A 16,185-nucleotide genomic window follows, 5' to 3' on the forward strand; every position below is an offset into this window, starting at 1 on the left:
ATCCCTGATGGTGATTATTATTCAAATATATACTGCGATGCATGTTTCGCTAGAGCGCTAAAAAGTGCATGTCAATGCATATTTGGAAATTCGGCGGTATAGGCGCGCGGAAAAATCGGCGGTGTGGCGAAGATGTGTCAGAAGAAGGCCGGACCGCATTTATTTTGCGCGAAGAAACGCATGCCGGACGTGGAAAGGCGGTCGTTCTGCGTTTGACCATTTGGGTTTGATGACAGGGGAATTCAGATGAGCCGATCCGTGCTGTTGCGCGCTGCCACGCTGATGGTGGCCATGACCTCCAACCTGGCTGCTTCCGTGTCCCATGCCGCGCCGCCGGACGAGGCGTCCTTCCGTGCCTTGTTGAAGGAGATGGTGGAGACCGACAGCAGCTTCGACAGCGGCAACTGCACCGCCGTCACGGAAAAGGTCGCCGCGCAGATGAAGGCCGCCGGATTCCCGGAGCAGAATCTGCATCTCTTCGTGCCGGAGGGGCATCCCAAGGCAGGCGCGCTGGTCGCCGTCTATCCGGGGCGCGACCCAAAGCTCAAGGCCGTGCTGATGCTCGGCCATATCGACGTGGTCAATGCCCGCCGCGCCGACTGGACCCGCGATCCCTATGCCTTCATTGAGGAGGACGGCTATTATTACGGTCGGGGCGTCGCGGACATGAAGGCGCAGGACGCCATCTGGATCGACAGCCTGCTGCGGTTCCAGGCGGAAAAATACCGCCCCCTGCGCACGGTCAAGATGGCGCTGACCTGCGGGGAGGAGGGGCTTTACCTGAACGGCGCCAAATGGCTGGTGGACAATCAGAAGGATCTGGTCGACGCGGGCATTGCGCTTAATGAGGGTGGCTATGGCGAGCTGGACGAGAAGGGCAACCGGGTCGACCAGACATTCCAGGCGGCGCAGAAGGTAGTGATGCAGTTCACGCTGGAGGCGACCAATCCCGGCGGCCATTCCTCGCTGCCGCGCCCGGACAATGCGATCTACAGCCTGGCGCGGGCGCTGGACCGGCTGAGCCGCTATGATTTCCCGGTGCAGTTCATCGATGCCAATCGCGGCTATTTCACCAAAATGGCCAAGGTGGTCGGCGGCGCGGAAGGCGCGGCCATGACCGCGATCGTCGCCAATCCGCAGGATAAGGCGGCCAGCGATCTGCTCAACACATCGCCCAGCTATCATTCGATGCTTCGCACCACCTGCGTGGCGACCTTGCTGTCGGCTGGGCACGCCGCCAATGCACTGCCCCAGCGGGCGACCGCGACTATCAATTGTCGCGTCATTCCGGGCGTCACGACGGATGAGATATTGGCGACGCTCACCAAGGTCGTCGACGATCCGGAGGTCAAGGTGACGGCATCGCGGGGGTATCGCCCGGCCAATCCCGCCCCGGTGACGGACAAGGTGCTGGGACCGGCGATCAAGATGTCGGCGCAGGTCTGGCCCGGCGTGCCGGTGGTGCCGCATATGGCGACGGGCGCGACCGATGCGGTGACGATGAACGCCGCGGGCATCCCGACCTATGGGGTGAGTGGGCTGTTCCGCGATCCCGACGGCAATGGCGTCCATGGCCTGAACGAACGCATCCGCGTGCGATCAGTGATGGAGGGGCGAAAATTCCTCTATGGGCTGGTCAAGGCCTATGCCGATCAGAAGGATTGAGATGCTTCAATAGCCCACGGCATAGCCCATGCGGCGGGGGTCGGCCCCGCCCATGCGCGCGCCCGACGGGTCGACCAATATGCCCTGCACGCTGCCTATGGCATAGGGGCCGACTTTCTCGATCTGGTGGCCCATGGCGGTCAGGCCTTGCAGCACCGGATCGGCAAAGCGCCCCTCCGCCTGCACGGTAATGGCCGCGCCGGGCTTGTAGAAATTCGGATCGGCATCCAGCGCGAAGCGGGGCGCTTCGATCGCCGCCTGGATCGGCATGCCGCGATCCACCACATTGACCAGGAACTGGAATTGCGTCTGGCCGATCGTCTCCCCGCCGGGCGATCCGAACACCAGGTGCAGGCGGCCCTTGTCGAGGACGATGGTGGGTCCGTTGCCGAGCAGCGCGACCTTGCCGGGGGCGACCTTGTTGGGGTGGCCGTTATAGGGGGCGGTCGATCCCAGACGCAGGCCGTTGTTGAAGAGGATGCCCGTATTGCCCATCACCAGGAAAGTGCCGAAGCCACCGCCGACCGTGGTCGTGACGGCAATGGCGTTGCCGTCGGCGTCGACGGCGGACAGGCTGGTGGTGTCGCCGCCGTGGGTGCGGTCGTCTCCCCTCGATGCGAAGCGCAGCCGGGCCTGTTCCAGCGCGGCGCGGTCGAAGGCGGCGGCATTGCCGCCCTCCGGATAGAGGCCCGCCTTTGCCGGGTCGATCAGCCCGCGCCGCTCCGCCGCGAAGCGTTTGGAGAGCAGGCCCTCGACCGGCGTCCGCGCGAAATTCGGGTCCGCCGCGTAGCGATAGACATCGGCCTTGGCGACCTTGATCGCCTCGATCAGCAAATGGGTGAATTGCGGCCCGTCGGCGGGCAGGGCGGCCAGGTCGAAGCCCTCGACCAGATTGAGCTGCTCGCACAGTTCAAGGCCGGTGCGGGAGGTCAGCGGGCTGCTATAGACGTCGAGGCCGCGATAGCTGGTGTTGACCGGATCGCTCCAGCGCGGCCGATAGGCTTTAAGGTCGTCGAGGCGCAGCCAGCCGCCGACCTCGGTGGAAAAGCGGGCGAATTCCTGTGCGATCGGGCCGGTGTAGAAATGGTCATAGGCGGCTTGCAGGGCGCTGTCGCGGTCAGCGCCGCCTTTCAGCGCCATGCTCTCGGCATCGGCCAGTGCCTGAAGGGTGCGGGCGAGGCCGGGATTGCGGAAGATGGAGCGGGGCGCGGGCGGCTGTCCGCCCGGCAGGAACAGGGCGGCGCTGGTGGGATAAAGCGCGAGCGTCTTTTGCGCTCGGGCGATGAACAGGGCGATGGAGGGGTCCAACGGATGACCGTCGCGGGCATAGCCGATCGCCGGTTCCAGCAATGTGGCGAGCGGTAGCCTGCCGAAGCGCCGGGCCAGCGCGATCCAGCCGCCAAAGGCGCCCGGCACGGTCAGCGCCTTGGGACCATGGTCCAGCGCCTTGGGGTCGACCTGAGGATCGAGCAGGCGCGGCGCGCCGCCGGTGAAGGCGAGCGAATGAACCTTCCCTGCCCGGCGGTCGAGGCAGGTGGCAAAGCCGTTTCCGCCTGCGCTCGATGCCCAGGGTTCGACCACGTTCATCACCGCCATGGCGGCGACCACCGCGTCGGCGGCGCTGCCGCCCTGCATCAACATGCGCGTGCCCGCCATGGCGGCGAGCGGATGACCGGCGGTGACGCCGCCATGCGGCATCGGCACCTCGACGCGGTGCGCCACGACGCTTGCGCCGCCTGAGCGCGGCGCATCGGGTGCGCGGGTGCCGGATTGGGCGCGGGCCGTGGAAGGAAGGCCGGTGAGCGCCAGGCCCGCAAGGCTGGCGGCAAGTAATTCACGACGGTCGAGCGCTTCCGGGCGCTGGGGCTGATCGGGAGCGGGCATGGACGAACCTTCGATCTTGGCGGAACGGAAAAAAAGGATGCGGCGCCGGAAATGGGGCGCCGCATCCTGTCGCATCAGAAGGACTTCTTGATGCTGGTGTACCAATAGCGCGCCTGCGGCTGATAGAGGTTCGACAGATAACCGCCCGATGCCAGCGGCGGATCCTTGTCGAAAATATTGCGCGCACCAATCTGGAAACTGGTGTTGTTGAGCGGCCCTCCATTTTTGAAAGTATATTGGGCGTAGAGATTGACGGTCGTCTGGCCCTTCACGGTCCACGGATTGGTCGCGGGATCGCGCACCGCATTTTCATACACGCTGTCGATGAACTGGGTGTAGGCGCCGATCTTCACCGGCCCCATGGTCCAGTCCAGCGTGGCTGCGATGCGCCAGCGCGGCTGGCCGTCGCGCCCGACCACATCGCCGCCGCCCTGGATCGGCACGCCAGCATTCACCTGGCCCGCCGAACGGCCATCGATCACCGCCGTCACCCCTGCGGGTGCATCGACATAATAGCTGATCAGGCGCGATGCGTTGACGTTGAGCGAGAAGGTGCCGATTGACGCGGTCGGCAGCAGATAGTCGAGGTTGAAGTCGATCCCCTGCACCGTCACCGGCAGCAGATTTTCGAAATTGGCGACGACATAGAGCAACTCGCCCACCGGGGCGAGGCCGGTGCCCGCGACCAGCGCGACATCGTCCGCGGTCGGATCACGGCGCACGACATTGGGATTGCTGCTGCCCTGCACGCGCCGCAGATAGTCGAGGTTGAGCCCGTTCTGATAATCGAGCAGCCCGACCACATTCTTCTGCTTGATCTTCCAGCGGTCGACGGTGAACGTCACCTTGCCCCAGCCTTCGCCCAGTTGCGGGGAGAAGACCGCGCCGAAGCTCCAGCTCTGGGATTCCTCCGGCTTCAGGTTCGGATTGCCGCCGCTGCGCCGCAGGACCGAGATGCTGCGGTTGCACTGGGAGAAGTTGGCGATACGGCCCGCCCGCAGGTCCGCTTCGCACAGCACATAGTCGACGCCGGTGTTCACGCGGTCCAGCGTGGAGGTGTTGATGACCTCCAGATTGGGTGCGCGGAAGCCCTGCGACCAGGAACCGCGCAGGCGCAAGCCCTGGAGCAGTTCCCAGCTTCCCGCGATCTTGGGCTTCGCGACCGACCCGACGTCGCTATAGTCTTCGTAGCGCCCGGCGATCTGGAAATCGAGGCTGCGGAAGAAGGGAATTTCCATATCCGGGCTGAAGATCGGGATGGCGAGTTCGGCATAGGCCGACTTCACATTGCGCTTGCCGCGCACGTCGGGGCTGGGGCTGGCGCCGCCCAGATCGGAGCCATAGAAAATGCCCGTGACGGCGTCGGTATAGGTGGTGTCCACCCCGCGAATGCCGCCCTGATAGGTCGAGCGGTTGTCATGATAGGTTTCGCGGCGATATTCGACGCCTGCCGCGATGCCGATGCTGTTGTCCGCCCACAGACCCAGCAGATTGGCGTTGGAAATCTTGAAATCCCACAGCGCCAGCGACGTGCGCGTCTTGCGGGTCGCCTTGATGCGGAAACTGTCGATGGTCGCCGCATTGTTCGGGGTGCAGTCACCGACGGACGGCGTATCCACGCAGCCGCCGTTGAAGGGATTATAGGCATCGGGCGTGGTGCGGTTGATCGCGGCTTGCAGCAAGCTATTGGAGAAGTTTTCCTGCGTGTCCGCAGCGGTGGCCCAGGTATAGAGGCCGGCGGTGTCCCAGTCCCAGTCCCCGATATTGCCTTTCAGGCCGCCCAGGAAGCGATATTGATAATTGGTCACGTCGACCTTGCGCGATCCGAAGTCGACATAGTTGAGCGAGGTGATCTGGATCGGCAGGCCGGTGGCCGGAACGACGGCTATGTTCAGGCCGGGCAGGCGGTTGGGTGAGCCGACTGGACCGAGCGGGTTCCAATAGGCGTTGGCCGCGACGGTGATCGGAATGTTCGCGAGCGAGCCGGGGCCGCCGATGATCGCTTCCGTCTTGCCGCGATAGAAGCCCGCTTCGCCATAAAGCGTCAGCTCGTCGGTCAGGTCGAAATGCCCATTGGCGAACAGGTTGATGCGCTTGACCGAAGGCTGGGTGGTCAGGTCGTCGAACGTCGCCGGCGCATTGAAGCGCAGATTGCTGTCGACGGTCGCCATTTCCGTGGCGCCGTTGCCGTCATCATAGCAGGTTCCCGCGGTGCCCGATGCGATCCGGCATCCGCTGTTGGCGTTGGGTTGAATGTGGAACTGGCTGGAACTGTTGGTGAAAGCGACGCCGTTGCTGGTGATGGTGCGGTTCAGGAAGGTGCCGTTTGCGGCTGGGCTGAGCGCGCGGAAGGTGCCCCATGGCGTGCTGGTGCTGGTGCCGTTGAACGCCGCGACATTGGCGAAGGGCGTGCCCGCCACATAGCCGCGGCGGTCGACATTGGCGGTATAGTCCTGGTCGCTGAGATAAAGCTTGGACTTTTGCGCATAGCCGGCGAACAGCGTGATGTTGCCGCGCCCTTCGCTGAAGTCCTTGCCGATCAGGCCGTTGACGGTGAATTCACGAAGATTGGTGCCTTCCGCCCCGCCATATTGAGCATCGAACTTGGCGCCGTTGAAATCCGAATTTAGGACGTTGTTGACGACCCCTGCGACTGCATCGGAACCATAAAGAGCAGCCGCGCCATCACGCAGGACTTCCACGCGCGCGATATTGCCGACCGGAATGGTGTTGGCATTATAACCGAAAGTCGGAACGCCGGAATCGACCACGCCGGTAATGGCCTGCGACGTCGGGTGGAGCACGGTGCGGCGGCCGTTGATCAGCAGCAGCGTGTTGCCCTGGCCCAGACCGCGCAGCGATACCGTGGAAACGTCGCCGCGCGCGGCATTGGCGTTGCCGCCGCCCAGCACCTGTTCGTTGAAAGTCACGCCGCCCAATTGCGGGATGGATCGGAAGAGATCGGCGCCGGAAACTGCGGCCACCGCCTCTATCTGCTGTTCGCCCACGACGCTGACGGGCAGGGCGCCGGTCGTGTTCGCGCCCCTGATCTGGGAGCCGATGACGACGATTTCGGCGCCCCTGTCCGCTTCGGCTTGCGGAGCGCTGTCGGTTGCCGTCTGTGCGTGAAGGGCGCCTGCCGTCAATGCCCAAAGGCTGGCTCCCGCCAGCGTCGAAATGCTGTTTCTTTTCACCCTCATCTTGCTGTTCCCCTGTGATGAAGCCCATCCGCCGATCCCTCCGGCGAAAGGGCTTTGCGCGGTTTCAGCTATCGGGCGGTTGCGCGCCGATGAATCCCGTGCACGACAGGCTATTGTTTTTTGAAAACGGGAATTTGCCCAGACTGTGCATTCGCGGATCCCCCGATAACTGGAGTTCCGGCACCATCCCCCGTGTGGGCTATTTCGCCTCCGACCTCACGCCGTCAGCATGCATTGACGGGCGAAGCGCCCACCTCCGCGCCCGTTCAGGATAGTAGAACTGATGAGATCATAATTTCCACCATGCCGGGATGAATATTTTTCAAATCCTATGAAATTTTCTGAAGCATAGTGGAAATAGGGATCGATCTCGTTACAGGGAGGAAGACCGGCAAGGCAGACGCGTCCTTTCCCTCGGATAGCTCTGACTATGCCGATTACGGGGGATCTTCATTCATGAGCGAGAGCGCAAAGCAGGGATTGAGCCGTCGTGACTTGGCGGCATTGGCCGTTGGCGGCGCCGCTCTGGCCCAGACTGGGACATCGGCCTTGGCACAGGAGGCCTCCTCCGCCAAGGCGCCGCTGGAGCCCACCCGGCTGGTAAGCGCGGGAGAGACGCTGCGGCCGGAGATCGTCGGCAGTTTCGGCATCGTCGCCGCCGGACGTCATTATGCGGTGGCGGCGGGGACGCGCATATTGATGGCGGGCGGCAATGCCACGGACGCGGGCGTCGCGGCGGTGTTCGCGGCGGCCGTGACGGAGATTTCGCATTTCGGCTTTGGCGGCGAAGCGCCGACCATCATCTATGACGCGAAGGCAAAGAAGGTCTCGCTGGTGAATGGGCAGGGCGTCGCGCCCATGCTCGCCACGCCGGACAAGTTCGCCAAGGCGGGCGTCATTCCCGGCAATGGCCCCAACGGCGGCACGGTGCCCGCCATGGTCGACGCCATGGCGCTGGCGTTGCAGCTCAATGGCACGATGACGCTGGATCAGGTGCTGCAACCCGCCATCGAGCTGGCCGACGGTTTCGTCATGTATAATTTTCTGGCCGAAGTCTTCGTCAGCCAGAAGAAAGCGACGTCCAAATGGAAGGATGCCTATGATACCTATTATCCGGGTGGGGCATTGCCGAAAGTGGGCGAAATCTTCCGCCAGCCCAATTTGGCGAGAACTATCCGCGCCATCGCGGCAGCGGACCGGGCCGCCTATAAGAAGACGAAGAACCGCAAGGCCGCGATCCAGGCGGGGCGTGATGCCTTCTACAAGGGCGACATCGCCCGGCGGATCGGCGCGGCGATGGAGCGTGACGGCGGTTTGATGCGCTATGAAGACTTGGCCCGCTACAAGGGCAAGGTCGAGACGCCGACGATGACCAGCGTCTTCGGCTATGAAGTCTATAAGGGCGGCTTCTGGAGCCAGGGTCCGGCCATGCTGATGGCGCTCAACATTGCGGAGGCGGCGGGCATCGCGTCGATGGAGCCGGGGTCCGCCCCCTATCTCCACATCGTCGCGGAATCGATCAAGCTCGCCTTCGATGACCGCAACGCCTTTTTCGGAGACCCGGATTTCGCGACCGTGCCGATGCAGAGCCTGCTGTCCAAGGCCTATGCCGCCGAGCGGGCGAAGCAGATCGGGCCGAAAGCGTCGCTGGAGCATCGCTATGGCGATCCGTGGGCGTTCGAAGGCAAGGCTCGCACCACGCCCGTCTTCACTCCCCATATGCTGAAGGCCCCGCCGCGCCCGACCGCCGACACCACCGCCATCGAAGTGGTCGACAAGGACGGCAATCTGTTCAGCGCCACGCCCAGTTCGGGCTGGCTGCTGGGCGGCGCCTATATTGCGGGCGATACCGGCGTGCCGATGAGCAACCGGCTCACCGTCTTCGATCTCGATCCGGAAAGCCCCAATGTGCTGGTGCCGGGCAAGCGGCCGCGCACGACGCTTTCTCCCTCCATGGTGCTGAAGGACGGGGCGCCTTATCTGGCGATCGGCACGCCAGGCGGCGACAATCAGGACCAGCAGATCATGAACGTGCTGCTGCGCGTGCTGGCCTTCGACCAGCCGCTCCAGGCTGCGATCGAGGCGCCGCGCATCAACAGCAATCATTTCCACGCCTCCTTCGCGATCAAGAAGGATGAGCCGGGGGTGTTGGAAATCGAAAACCGGGTGCCCCAGGCGGTGCGCGACGATCTGACCGCGCGCGGGCACAAGCTCGACGTGCTGGGGCCGTTTGCGGTTTCCACCGGCATCGTCGCCGCCGGGGTCGTGCCGGGCAGCGGCACTTTGCGCGGCGGGGCGGATGTGCGCCGCGAACGCTATGTCTTCGGCTGGTAAGAGGGTGTGTTGATGAAGTCTCCCCTGAAGTTTCTTTCTGTCGCCCTGCTGTCGGCCTGCGCCGTGCAAGCCTATGCCCAGCCGGCCAATCTCCCGCCGCCCGGAGGCGAAAAGCCGGTTGCCTTCGACGTGCATGAGGGCACCTCCATGGCCGTATCGGTCTCCCCCGACGGCAAATGGCTGGCGGTCGACCTTCAGGGCAGCCTCTGGATCATCCCGGCCAAGGGCGGGAAGGCGAAGCGCATCACCGACTATTTCAACGATGCGCGCCAGCCGGTGTGGTCGCCCGATGGTTCGCGGCTTGCCTATTTCGCCTATCGCGAGGGTGGCTATGATCTCTGGACCATTAAGCCTGACGGCACCGACATGCGCAAGCTGACCGAGGGCGCATGGGACGACCGCGAACCGGCCTGGTCCCCCGATGGCAAGACCATCGCCTTTTCCTCCGACCGCAGCGGCAATTACGACATCTGGACGCTGGACGTCGCAAGCGGGGTGGTGAAGCAACTCAGCAGCAACCCCCGCGAGGACCGGATGCCGAGCTGGTCGCCGGACGGCGCCCGCATCGCCTATGCCGGGATCGACGGCGCGAAGACGGCGCTCTATGCGACGACCCTGGCCGACGGCAAGGAAAGCCTACTCAAACAGGTGGCGGGGAGGGTCGATGCCCCCTCCTTCGGTCCCGCCGGTGACCTCGCTTATGTGGTGCAGGACACCAAGGGCAGCCATCTGGAAGTAGATGGCAAAATCGTCAGCGGAACCGAGAATGTCTTTCCCTTCCGCATAAGCTGGGGGAAGGGCGGCTATTATTACGTGTCGGACGGCAAGATCAGGCACCGTACCGGCGGACGCCTCTCCACCGTCGATTTCGCCGCCACGCTGGAGGCGGTGAAGCCCAGCTATGCGCGGGCGAAACGCGACTGGGATTCCACCGCGCCCCGCAAGGCGCTGGGCATCGTGCATCCGACCATCTCGCCCGACGGCAGCCGCATCGCCTTCGTGGCCCTGGGCGATCTCTATTGGATGTCCTCCAAGGGCGGTGTGCCGGAGAATCTGACCAAGGACGCCGCGCTGGACGCCGATCCCGCCTGGTCGCCCGACGGGCAGAGCATCGTCTATACCTCCGACAAGGGCGGCGGCTTGCCGCAACTCTGGATACACGACCTCAAGACCGGCAAGGATCGCAAGCTCACCAATATCGACACCCAGCCCCTGGGCGCGGCCTGGTCGCATGACGGCAGCCGGATCGCCTTCCTCGATGTCGATGGCCGCTGGGGCGTCGCTGGCGTCTGCGTCGTCGACGTGGCAAGCGGGAAGGTGACGCGGCTTGCAGAGTCGCTGGGCCAGCCGGGCAGCCCAAGCTGGTCGGCGGACGGCAAATATGTCGCGATTGCGCTATCCTATAAATATTCGAACAGTTTCCGCGAAGGCACCAATCAGGTCTATGTGATTCCCGCCGATGGCAAGGGCGAACCCTTCTGGCAGTTGCCGCAGGCCAATGCGGGAACGGACACGCGGGGCGGCGGCGGTCCCGTCTGGTCGCCGGACGGAACGAAGATGGCGGCCATTTATGAAGGCCTGCTGAAAATCTGGCCGGTGGGCGCGGACGGCAAGCCTATGGGGCCGCCGCGCAGCTATACATCCGAAATTTCCTATTTTCCCACCTGGACCGCCGATTCACGCACCATCCTCTACCAGTCGTCGGACAAGCTGAAGACGATCGACACCGAAACCGGCGTGATCCGGGAGATTCCGGTCGACCTCACTTACCGCCTCGCCAATCCGACCGGACGGACGGTGATCCATGTCAGCAATCTGGTGGACTCTGTCCGCGACGAGACCCAGCATGACAAGGACATCGTGATCGAGGGCAACCGCATCGCGGCGATCCGCGATCACGATCCGGCCTTGCATCGGGCGGAACATTTTATCGACGGCACCGGCCTTACCGCCATTCCCGGCCTGATCGAGCATCACGCCCATTTGCAGAAGGATTTCGGCTCCAATCTGGAACGGGCATGGCTGGCCTATGGCATCACGACCGTTCGCGATCCGGGCAATCAGGTCTATGACGCGATTGAGGATCGGGAAGCCGCCGAAGCGGGCGTCCGTCCGTCCCCCCGCCTCTATGTCAACGGCCCGCTGTTCGAATGGCAGCGCGTCTATTACAAGATGGGCGTCGCCGTCTCAGGCCCGGCCCATCTGGAGCGGGAACTGGAGCGCGCCCGCATCCTGAAATATGACATATTGAAAAGCTATGTCCGCATGCCCGACATCTACCAGCGGCGCATCGTGGAGGCCGCGCATCAGATGGGCGTTCCCGTCACCGGCCATGAAATCTTCCCCGCCGCCTATACCGGCGTCGATGCGACCGAGCATCTGGGCGCGACCAGCCGCCGCGGCTATTCGCCCAAGCAGGGACCGATGGGCATGGCCTATGAGGATGTCATTCAGCTTTTCGGCCGCAGCGGCCGGACCTTGACGCCGACCAATTTCGGCGCGCTGGCCGGCTATCTGGAGAAGAATCCGGCTTATCGCGACGATCCGCGCCGCAGCCTCTATCCGATCTGGGCGCGCAAGACGGTGACGGAGAGCGACCCCATGGCATCCATGCTGCGGCCCATGATGGCGGGAAATCTGGAGAGCCTGAAGAAGATCTATGATGCCGGCGCACTGGTCACGGCGGGCACGGATACGATGATCGCGACCAATCTGCATGCGGAGATTTCCTCCTATGTCGATGCGGGGCTGACGCCCTTTCAGGCGTTGCAGACGGCGACGGTCAATTCGGCCAAGTCGCTTAATCTGGATGCGGGAACATTGGAGGCTGGCAAGCTGGCCGACATTATCCTTCTTGCGGGCGATCCGCGCGAGAATATTGCCAATACCTTCAACGTGAGGAAGGTGATCGCCAACGGGAGATATTATGATGTCGGAGATCTTGTTTCCGGCGGGCAATAGGATGGCAACATGAACATGGCGGGTTTTCCTCCGCGCCTCGTTCTCTTGGATATAGCATCAGCAATATGGGAATGGGGGCGTGCATGGCAAATCCGTCAGCGTTCAGGCTTTCTCTTGTCGGCATCGTGGCGGCCACTGCCTTGTCGTCAACGGCCCATGCCGCACCGGTCGAACATAGGCAGACCCCCGGCGCTATGATCGCCAGCGCCGCTGTGGTCCCGCCCGGCAGCACGCTCTATTTCCTTTCCGGGGCTACGGGAGCGCCGATCGATCCCAAGGATATGGAAAGCCCGAACGCCTTTGGCGATACCGAGGCGCAGGCCGTGTCGATCTTCACAAAGATGAAGGCCCAGCTTGCGGAGATGGGCCTTACCATGGGCGATGTCGTCAAGCTGACCGTCTTTCTGGTCGGCGAACCCAAATTGGGCGGGAAAATGGACCGCGACGGCATGACGCGGGCGTACAAGACATTCTTCGGCACGGCCGAGCAGCCCAATCTGCCGACGCGGTCGGCCTTCCAGATTGCGGGTCTCGCCCGGCCGCAGCAACTGATCGAGATCGAGGCGATCGCGGCCAAGGGCAACTGAACCTTCCGCCGCCGTGCACAGGGGGTATTTATGGAGAATAGCACGCAGCCGAGCCGCCGCCAGCTCCTGAGCCTGATCGGCAAGATGGGTGGCGCGGCGGCCATGTATCAGGCGATGACCGCGCTGGGCCATGCCGCCGAAACCCAGTTCGACGGGCCGCCGGTCCTGTCCGGCGCGAAACCGGGCGCATCGGTCGTCGTGCTGGGCGCTGGCCTTGCCGGGATGGTTGCAGCCTATGAACTGGAAAAGGCGGGCTATCAGGTCAAACTGCTGGAGTTTCAGGATCGTCCGGGCGGCCGGAACTATACGCTGCGCGGCGGCGATACCTTCACCGAAAGCGATGGCACCGTGCAGAAGGTGCAGTTCGCGCCGGGCAACTATATCAATCCCGGTCCCTGGCGCATTCCGCATCACCATAACTGCCTGCTGCATTATTGCAGGCAGTTTGGCGTGACACTGGAGCCGTTCATCCAGCTCAACCACAATGGCTTCATCCATTCGAGCGAAGCCTTCGGCGGCAAACCGCAGCGCTACAAGGCGGTGGCGACCGACTTCCGGGGCCACACATCGGAATTGCTGGCGAAAGCGGCGAACGCCAAGGCGCTGGACGGCAGCGTGAACGCGGAGGACAAGGAGAAGTTGCTGGAGGCGCTCCGCCACTGGGGCGTGCTGGACGACAATATGGCCTATACCAGCAGCGTGGCCGTCTCCGCCCAGCGGGGGTACGACCGGCCGCCGGGCGGCGGCGTGGAGGGCGCGCCCTCGCCCTCGCAGATCGCAAAGCTTGGTGACGTGCTCGACCCGCAGGTCTGGACGGCCATGAGCTTCTATTTCAACTATGTGATGCAGACGACGATGTTCCAGCCGGTGGGCGGCATGGACATGATCGGCAAGGCCTTCGCTGGCCAAGTCGGCAAGCTCATCACCTATAATGCAAAAGTCACGAAGGTCGTCCAGAGCGGCAAGGGCGTGACCGTCAGCTACAAGGATGTGCCGAGCGGCAAGATGAACAGCGTCAGCGCCGACTGGTGCGTGTGCACCATCCCGCTGTCGATCATCAGCCAGGTCGAGATGCAGGTGGGACCGAAGCTGGCGGCGGCGATGAAGGCGGTGCCCTATGCGGGCCAGCTCAAAATGGGGCTGGAGTTCAAGCGCCGCTTCTGGGAGGAGGATGACAATATCTATGGCGGTCACAGCTTCACCGACCAGCCGATCGCGCAGCTATCCTATCCCAATGACCGCTTTTTCTCCAACGGACCGGCGGTGTTGCTGGGCGCGTTCGCCCGCGACGCAGGCGCCTTCGAGCTGACTGGCATGACCCCGCGGGAACGGATCGAGGCGGCACTGGCCCAGGGCGAGATTTTCCATCCGCAATATCGCAAGGAGTTCATGAACGGCGTGTCGGTGCCGTGGAGCCGCGTGCCCTGGATTTTGGGGTGCACCTCGCGCTGGAGCGAGGAAAACCGGGTGGCGCATTATCAGAATCTCGTCGCGATCGACGGGCGCGTGGTGCTGGCGGGCGAGCATGCGAGCTATTATGGTGGCTGGATGGAGGGATCTTTGCTTTCCGGCATCGATGCGATCACGCGCATCCACCAGCGCATGCAGGCGGCATGACCATGCGGCGCAGCTTGATCCTGATCCCGCCTCTTCTGGCCCTTCTGGCGGCGCCGGGCCATGCCGATACGCCCGGCGGCGTGCAGGCGAAGAACAAGGCCGTCGACGGCGAGAAGGTCTACAAGCAAATCTGCGCCGCCTGTCATATGCCCAATGCCATGGGCAGCGGCGGCGGCGCCATTCCGGCCTTGGCTAAGGACAAGAAGTTGGCTGATCCCGCCTATCCGATCACGATCGTGATGAAGGGCAAGGGCGCAATGCCGCCGATGAGCGAGATTCTGTCGGCAGCGCAGGTGGCGGCAGTCATCACCTATGTGCGGACGCATTTCGGCAACAGCTATCCCCAACCGGTGACGGAGGCAGACGTCAAGCGCATCTCTAAGCCCGGCAGAAGCATGGAATGATGGAAGACACCGCCCTTTCGCGTCGCATGCCGATGCACGGGTGACAGGTGCCGTCGCTCTCGTCGGAACTGCGGCCGCCATGGCGCAGCGTGACCGCGACCTGCGCCAGGGAACGACTTACGAGGATTTTTATTGAATTGGGAGTTGCAGGTCCGAATGTGTCAAGCTGATTGAATAGGACCGGTCAATTGTAATGGGCAGGAGTTTCCCGGCAGCGGGAAAAGGCCTGCCGCCCTCTCCCGCGTTCGGCAATGCGCCTGGCAAGACTTTCAGACGCGCTCTATAATCATGGCTGGAGCCATCCCGCCGGCAGCGCACATTGTCGCCAGTCCATATCTGAGATCCTGGCGCTCCAGTTCATCCAGAAGAGTCCCCACAAGTATGGCGCCTGTCGCCCCGATCGGATGCCCCAATGCTATCGATCCACCATTTACATTGACCTTGGCACGGTTGAGGCCGAGATCCCTGATGAACTTTTCCGCCACGACTGCGAAGGCCTCATTGATTTCCCACAGATCGATATCCTCAACCGAAAGCCCCGCCTTTTCCAAGGCCTTTCGAGCGGCGGGAACGGGTGCATTGAGCATCAAGGTGGGATCGCCGCCCATATTGGCCGTCGCCACGATCCGCGCCCGCGGCTTCAGTCCATGGCGTTTCGCATAGGCTGGCGAGGCGAGAAGCAGCCCGGCGGCGCCGTCGACCACGCCGGAAGAATTGCCGGCATGATGGACGTGCTCGATGGTTAGGCCGGGAAATTTGCGGTTTATGAGCGCGCGTGCCGTATTGCCGTCGAGATCTGCGGGCATATCTGCGACGGCCGCGAAGCTTGGGCGCAGTTCGGCCAGTCCTTCGGCGGTGGTGCCGGGCCGCGGAAATTCGTCCCGGTCGAGTATGACGGCGCCGCTTTCGTCACGGACAGGAACGATGCTGCGGTCGAACCGGCCTTCCTCGATCGCGGCGGCAGCGCGACGTTGGCTTTCCAGGGCCAGCGCGTCCAGTTCTTTCCGCCCGATGCCTTCGAGCGTTGCGATCGCGTCGGCGCATACGCCCTGATGCGACTGCGGGTGCAGATCCTGCAAACGGCGATTGCCCGATCCCATGATAAGCGGCATCATGCCCGCAGCAATTTCCGCCTGCGTAATTTTCGCCGTCAGGGACATCATTTCGGTGCCGCCCGCGATCACCAGATCTTCCATCCCCGACATGATTTGCGCCGCTGCGAAGCTGATGGCGGTGATGCCGCCGCCACAGAAACGATCCAGCGTCGTGCCGCTGGCTTTCACATCATAGCCGGCGTCCAGCGCGGCCATGCGCGCAAGATCGCCTCCCTGCTCTGCCTTTTGCATACTGGTGGACCAGATGATGTCGTCGACATCGGCAGTATCGATCCGGTTCCGTTCCGCTAGGGCGGCGAGCACGGTGGCGGCGAGATGCTGGGGATGCATATGGGCCAAAGCGCCCTTGCCGACTTTGCCGATCCCCCGCGCGGTCCGAACGGCATCGATAATATAGGCATCAGCCATGACTATTCCT

Annotated in this window: 9 protein-coding genes; 6 read left to right on the forward strand and 3 right to left on the reverse strand. The window is 63.4% G+C overall.

The window, feature by feature from the left end; translation table 11 throughout:
• Positions 1-246 precede the first annotated feature (246 nt).
• Positions 247-1,665 carry a M20/M25/M40 family metallo-hydrolase gene (locus tag HHL26_RS16325; RefSeq protein WP_169576181.1) on the forward strand — a complete coding sequence of 473 codons (1,419 nt, stop codon included), beginning with the start codon at positions 247-249 and terminating at the stop codon, positions 1,663-1,665.
• Between the two features lie 6 nt (positions 1,666-1,671).
• Here the strand turns inward: HHL26_RS16325 and HHL26_RS16330 are convergent, their stop codons facing one another.
• Positions 1,672-3,549: a gamma-glutamyltransferase gene (locus HHL26_RS16330; protein ID WP_169576236.1), complete on the reverse strand. Its 1,878-nt coding sequence runs from the start codon at positions 3,547-3,549 to the stop codon at positions 1,672-1,674.
• 74 nt (positions 3,550-3,623) lie between these two features.
• Positions 3,624-6,749, reverse strand: a complete 3,126-nt coding sequence (locus HHL26_RS16335) for a TonB-dependent receptor (protein WP_240962469.1) — start codon at positions 6,747-6,749, stop codon at positions 3,624-3,626.
• Positions 6,750-7,205: 456 nt separating this feature from the next.
• Here HHL26_RS16335 and HHL26_RS16340 point away from each other — a divergent pair, with 456 nt between their 5' ends.
• The 5 genes from HHL26_RS16340 to HHL26_RS16360 all read left to right on the forward strand — a co-directional run bounded on the left by HHL26_RS16340 (position 7,206) and on the right by HHL26_RS16360 (position 14,652).
• Positions 7,206-9,083: a gamma-glutamyltransferase gene (locus HHL26_RS16340; RefSeq protein WP_169576182.1), complete on the forward strand. Its 1,878-nt coding sequence runs from the start codon at positions 7,206-7,208 to the stop codon at positions 9,081-9,083.
• A gap of 12 nt (positions 9,084-9,095) precedes the next feature.
• A complete protein-coding gene (locus HHL26_RS16345; protein WP_169576183.1) occupies positions 9,096-12,044 on the forward strand; it encodes an amidohydrolase family protein in 2,949 nt (982 codons plus the stop codon).
• Between the two features lie 83 nt (positions 12,045-12,127).
• Positions 12,128-12,631: a RidA family protein gene (locus HHL26_RS16350; protein ID WP_169576184.1), complete on the forward strand. Its 504-nt coding sequence runs from the start codon at positions 12,128-12,130 to the stop codon at positions 12,629-12,631.
• A 30-nt stretch (positions 12,632-12,661) separates the two neighbouring features.
• Positions 12,662-14,248: a flavin monoamine oxidase family protein gene (locus HHL26_RS16355; protein WP_169576185.1), complete on the forward strand. Its 1,587-nt coding sequence runs from the start codon at positions 12,662-12,664 to the stop codon at positions 14,246-14,248.
• A 2-nt stretch (positions 14,249-14,250) separates the two neighbouring features.
• Complete coding sequence (locus tag HHL26_RS16360) at positions 14,251-14,652, forward strand: cytochrome c (RefSeq protein WP_240962470.1); 402 nt, start codon at positions 14,251-14,253, stop codon at positions 14,650-14,652.
• A 269-nt stretch (positions 14,653-14,921) separates the two neighbouring features.
• On the opposite strand, the gene HHL26_RS16365 is transcribed toward HHL26_RS16360, so the two are convergent.
• Positions 14,922-16,175, reverse strand: coding sequence for an acetyl-CoA C-acetyltransferase (locus tag HHL26_RS16365; protein WP_169576187.1), 1,254 nt, complete (start codon positions 16,173-16,175; stop codon positions 14,922-14,924).
• Positions 16,176-16,185 lie beyond the last annotated feature (10 nt).

Source organism: Sphingobium sp. TB-6 (genome assembly GCF_012927365.1).
GTDB lineage: Bacteria > Pseudomonadota > Alphaproteobacteria > Sphingomonadales > Sphingomonadaceae > Sphingobium.

Coding starts and splice junctions, on each gene's coding strand:
- HHL26_RS16325 (WP_169576181.1), top strand. CDS start 247: ATGAGCCGATCCGTGCTGTTGCGCGCTGCCACGCTGATGGTGGCCATG.
- HHL26_RS16330 (WP_169576236.1), bottom strand. CDS start 3,549: ATGCCCGCTCCCGATCAGCCCCAGCGCCCGGAAGCGCTCGACCGTCGT.
- HHL26_RS16335 (WP_240962469.1), bottom strand. CDS start 6,749: ATGAGGGTGAAAAGAAACAGCATTTCGACGCTGGCGGGAGCCAGCCTT.
- HHL26_RS16340 (WP_169576182.1), top strand. CDS start 7,206: ATGAGCGAGAGCGCAAAGCAGGGATTGAGCCGTCGTGACTTGGCGGCA.
- HHL26_RS16345 (WP_169576183.1), top strand. CDS start 9,096: ATGAAGTCTCCCCTGAAGTTTCTTTCTGTCGCCCTGCTGTCGGCCTGC.
- HHL26_RS16350 (WP_169576184.1), top strand. CDS start 12,128: ATGGCAAATCCGTCAGCGTTCAGGCTTTCTCTTGTCGGCATCGTGGCG.
- HHL26_RS16355 (WP_169576185.1), top strand. CDS start 12,662: ATGGAGAATAGCACGCAGCCGAGCCGCCGCCAGCTCCTGAGCCTGATC.
- HHL26_RS16360 (WP_240962470.1), top strand. CDS start 14,251: ATGCGGCGCAGCTTGATCCTGATCCCGCCTCTTCTGGCCCTTCTGGCG.
- HHL26_RS16365 (WP_169576187.1), bottom strand. CDS start 16,175: ATGGCTGATGCCTATATTATCGATGCCGTTCGGACCGCGCGGGGGATC.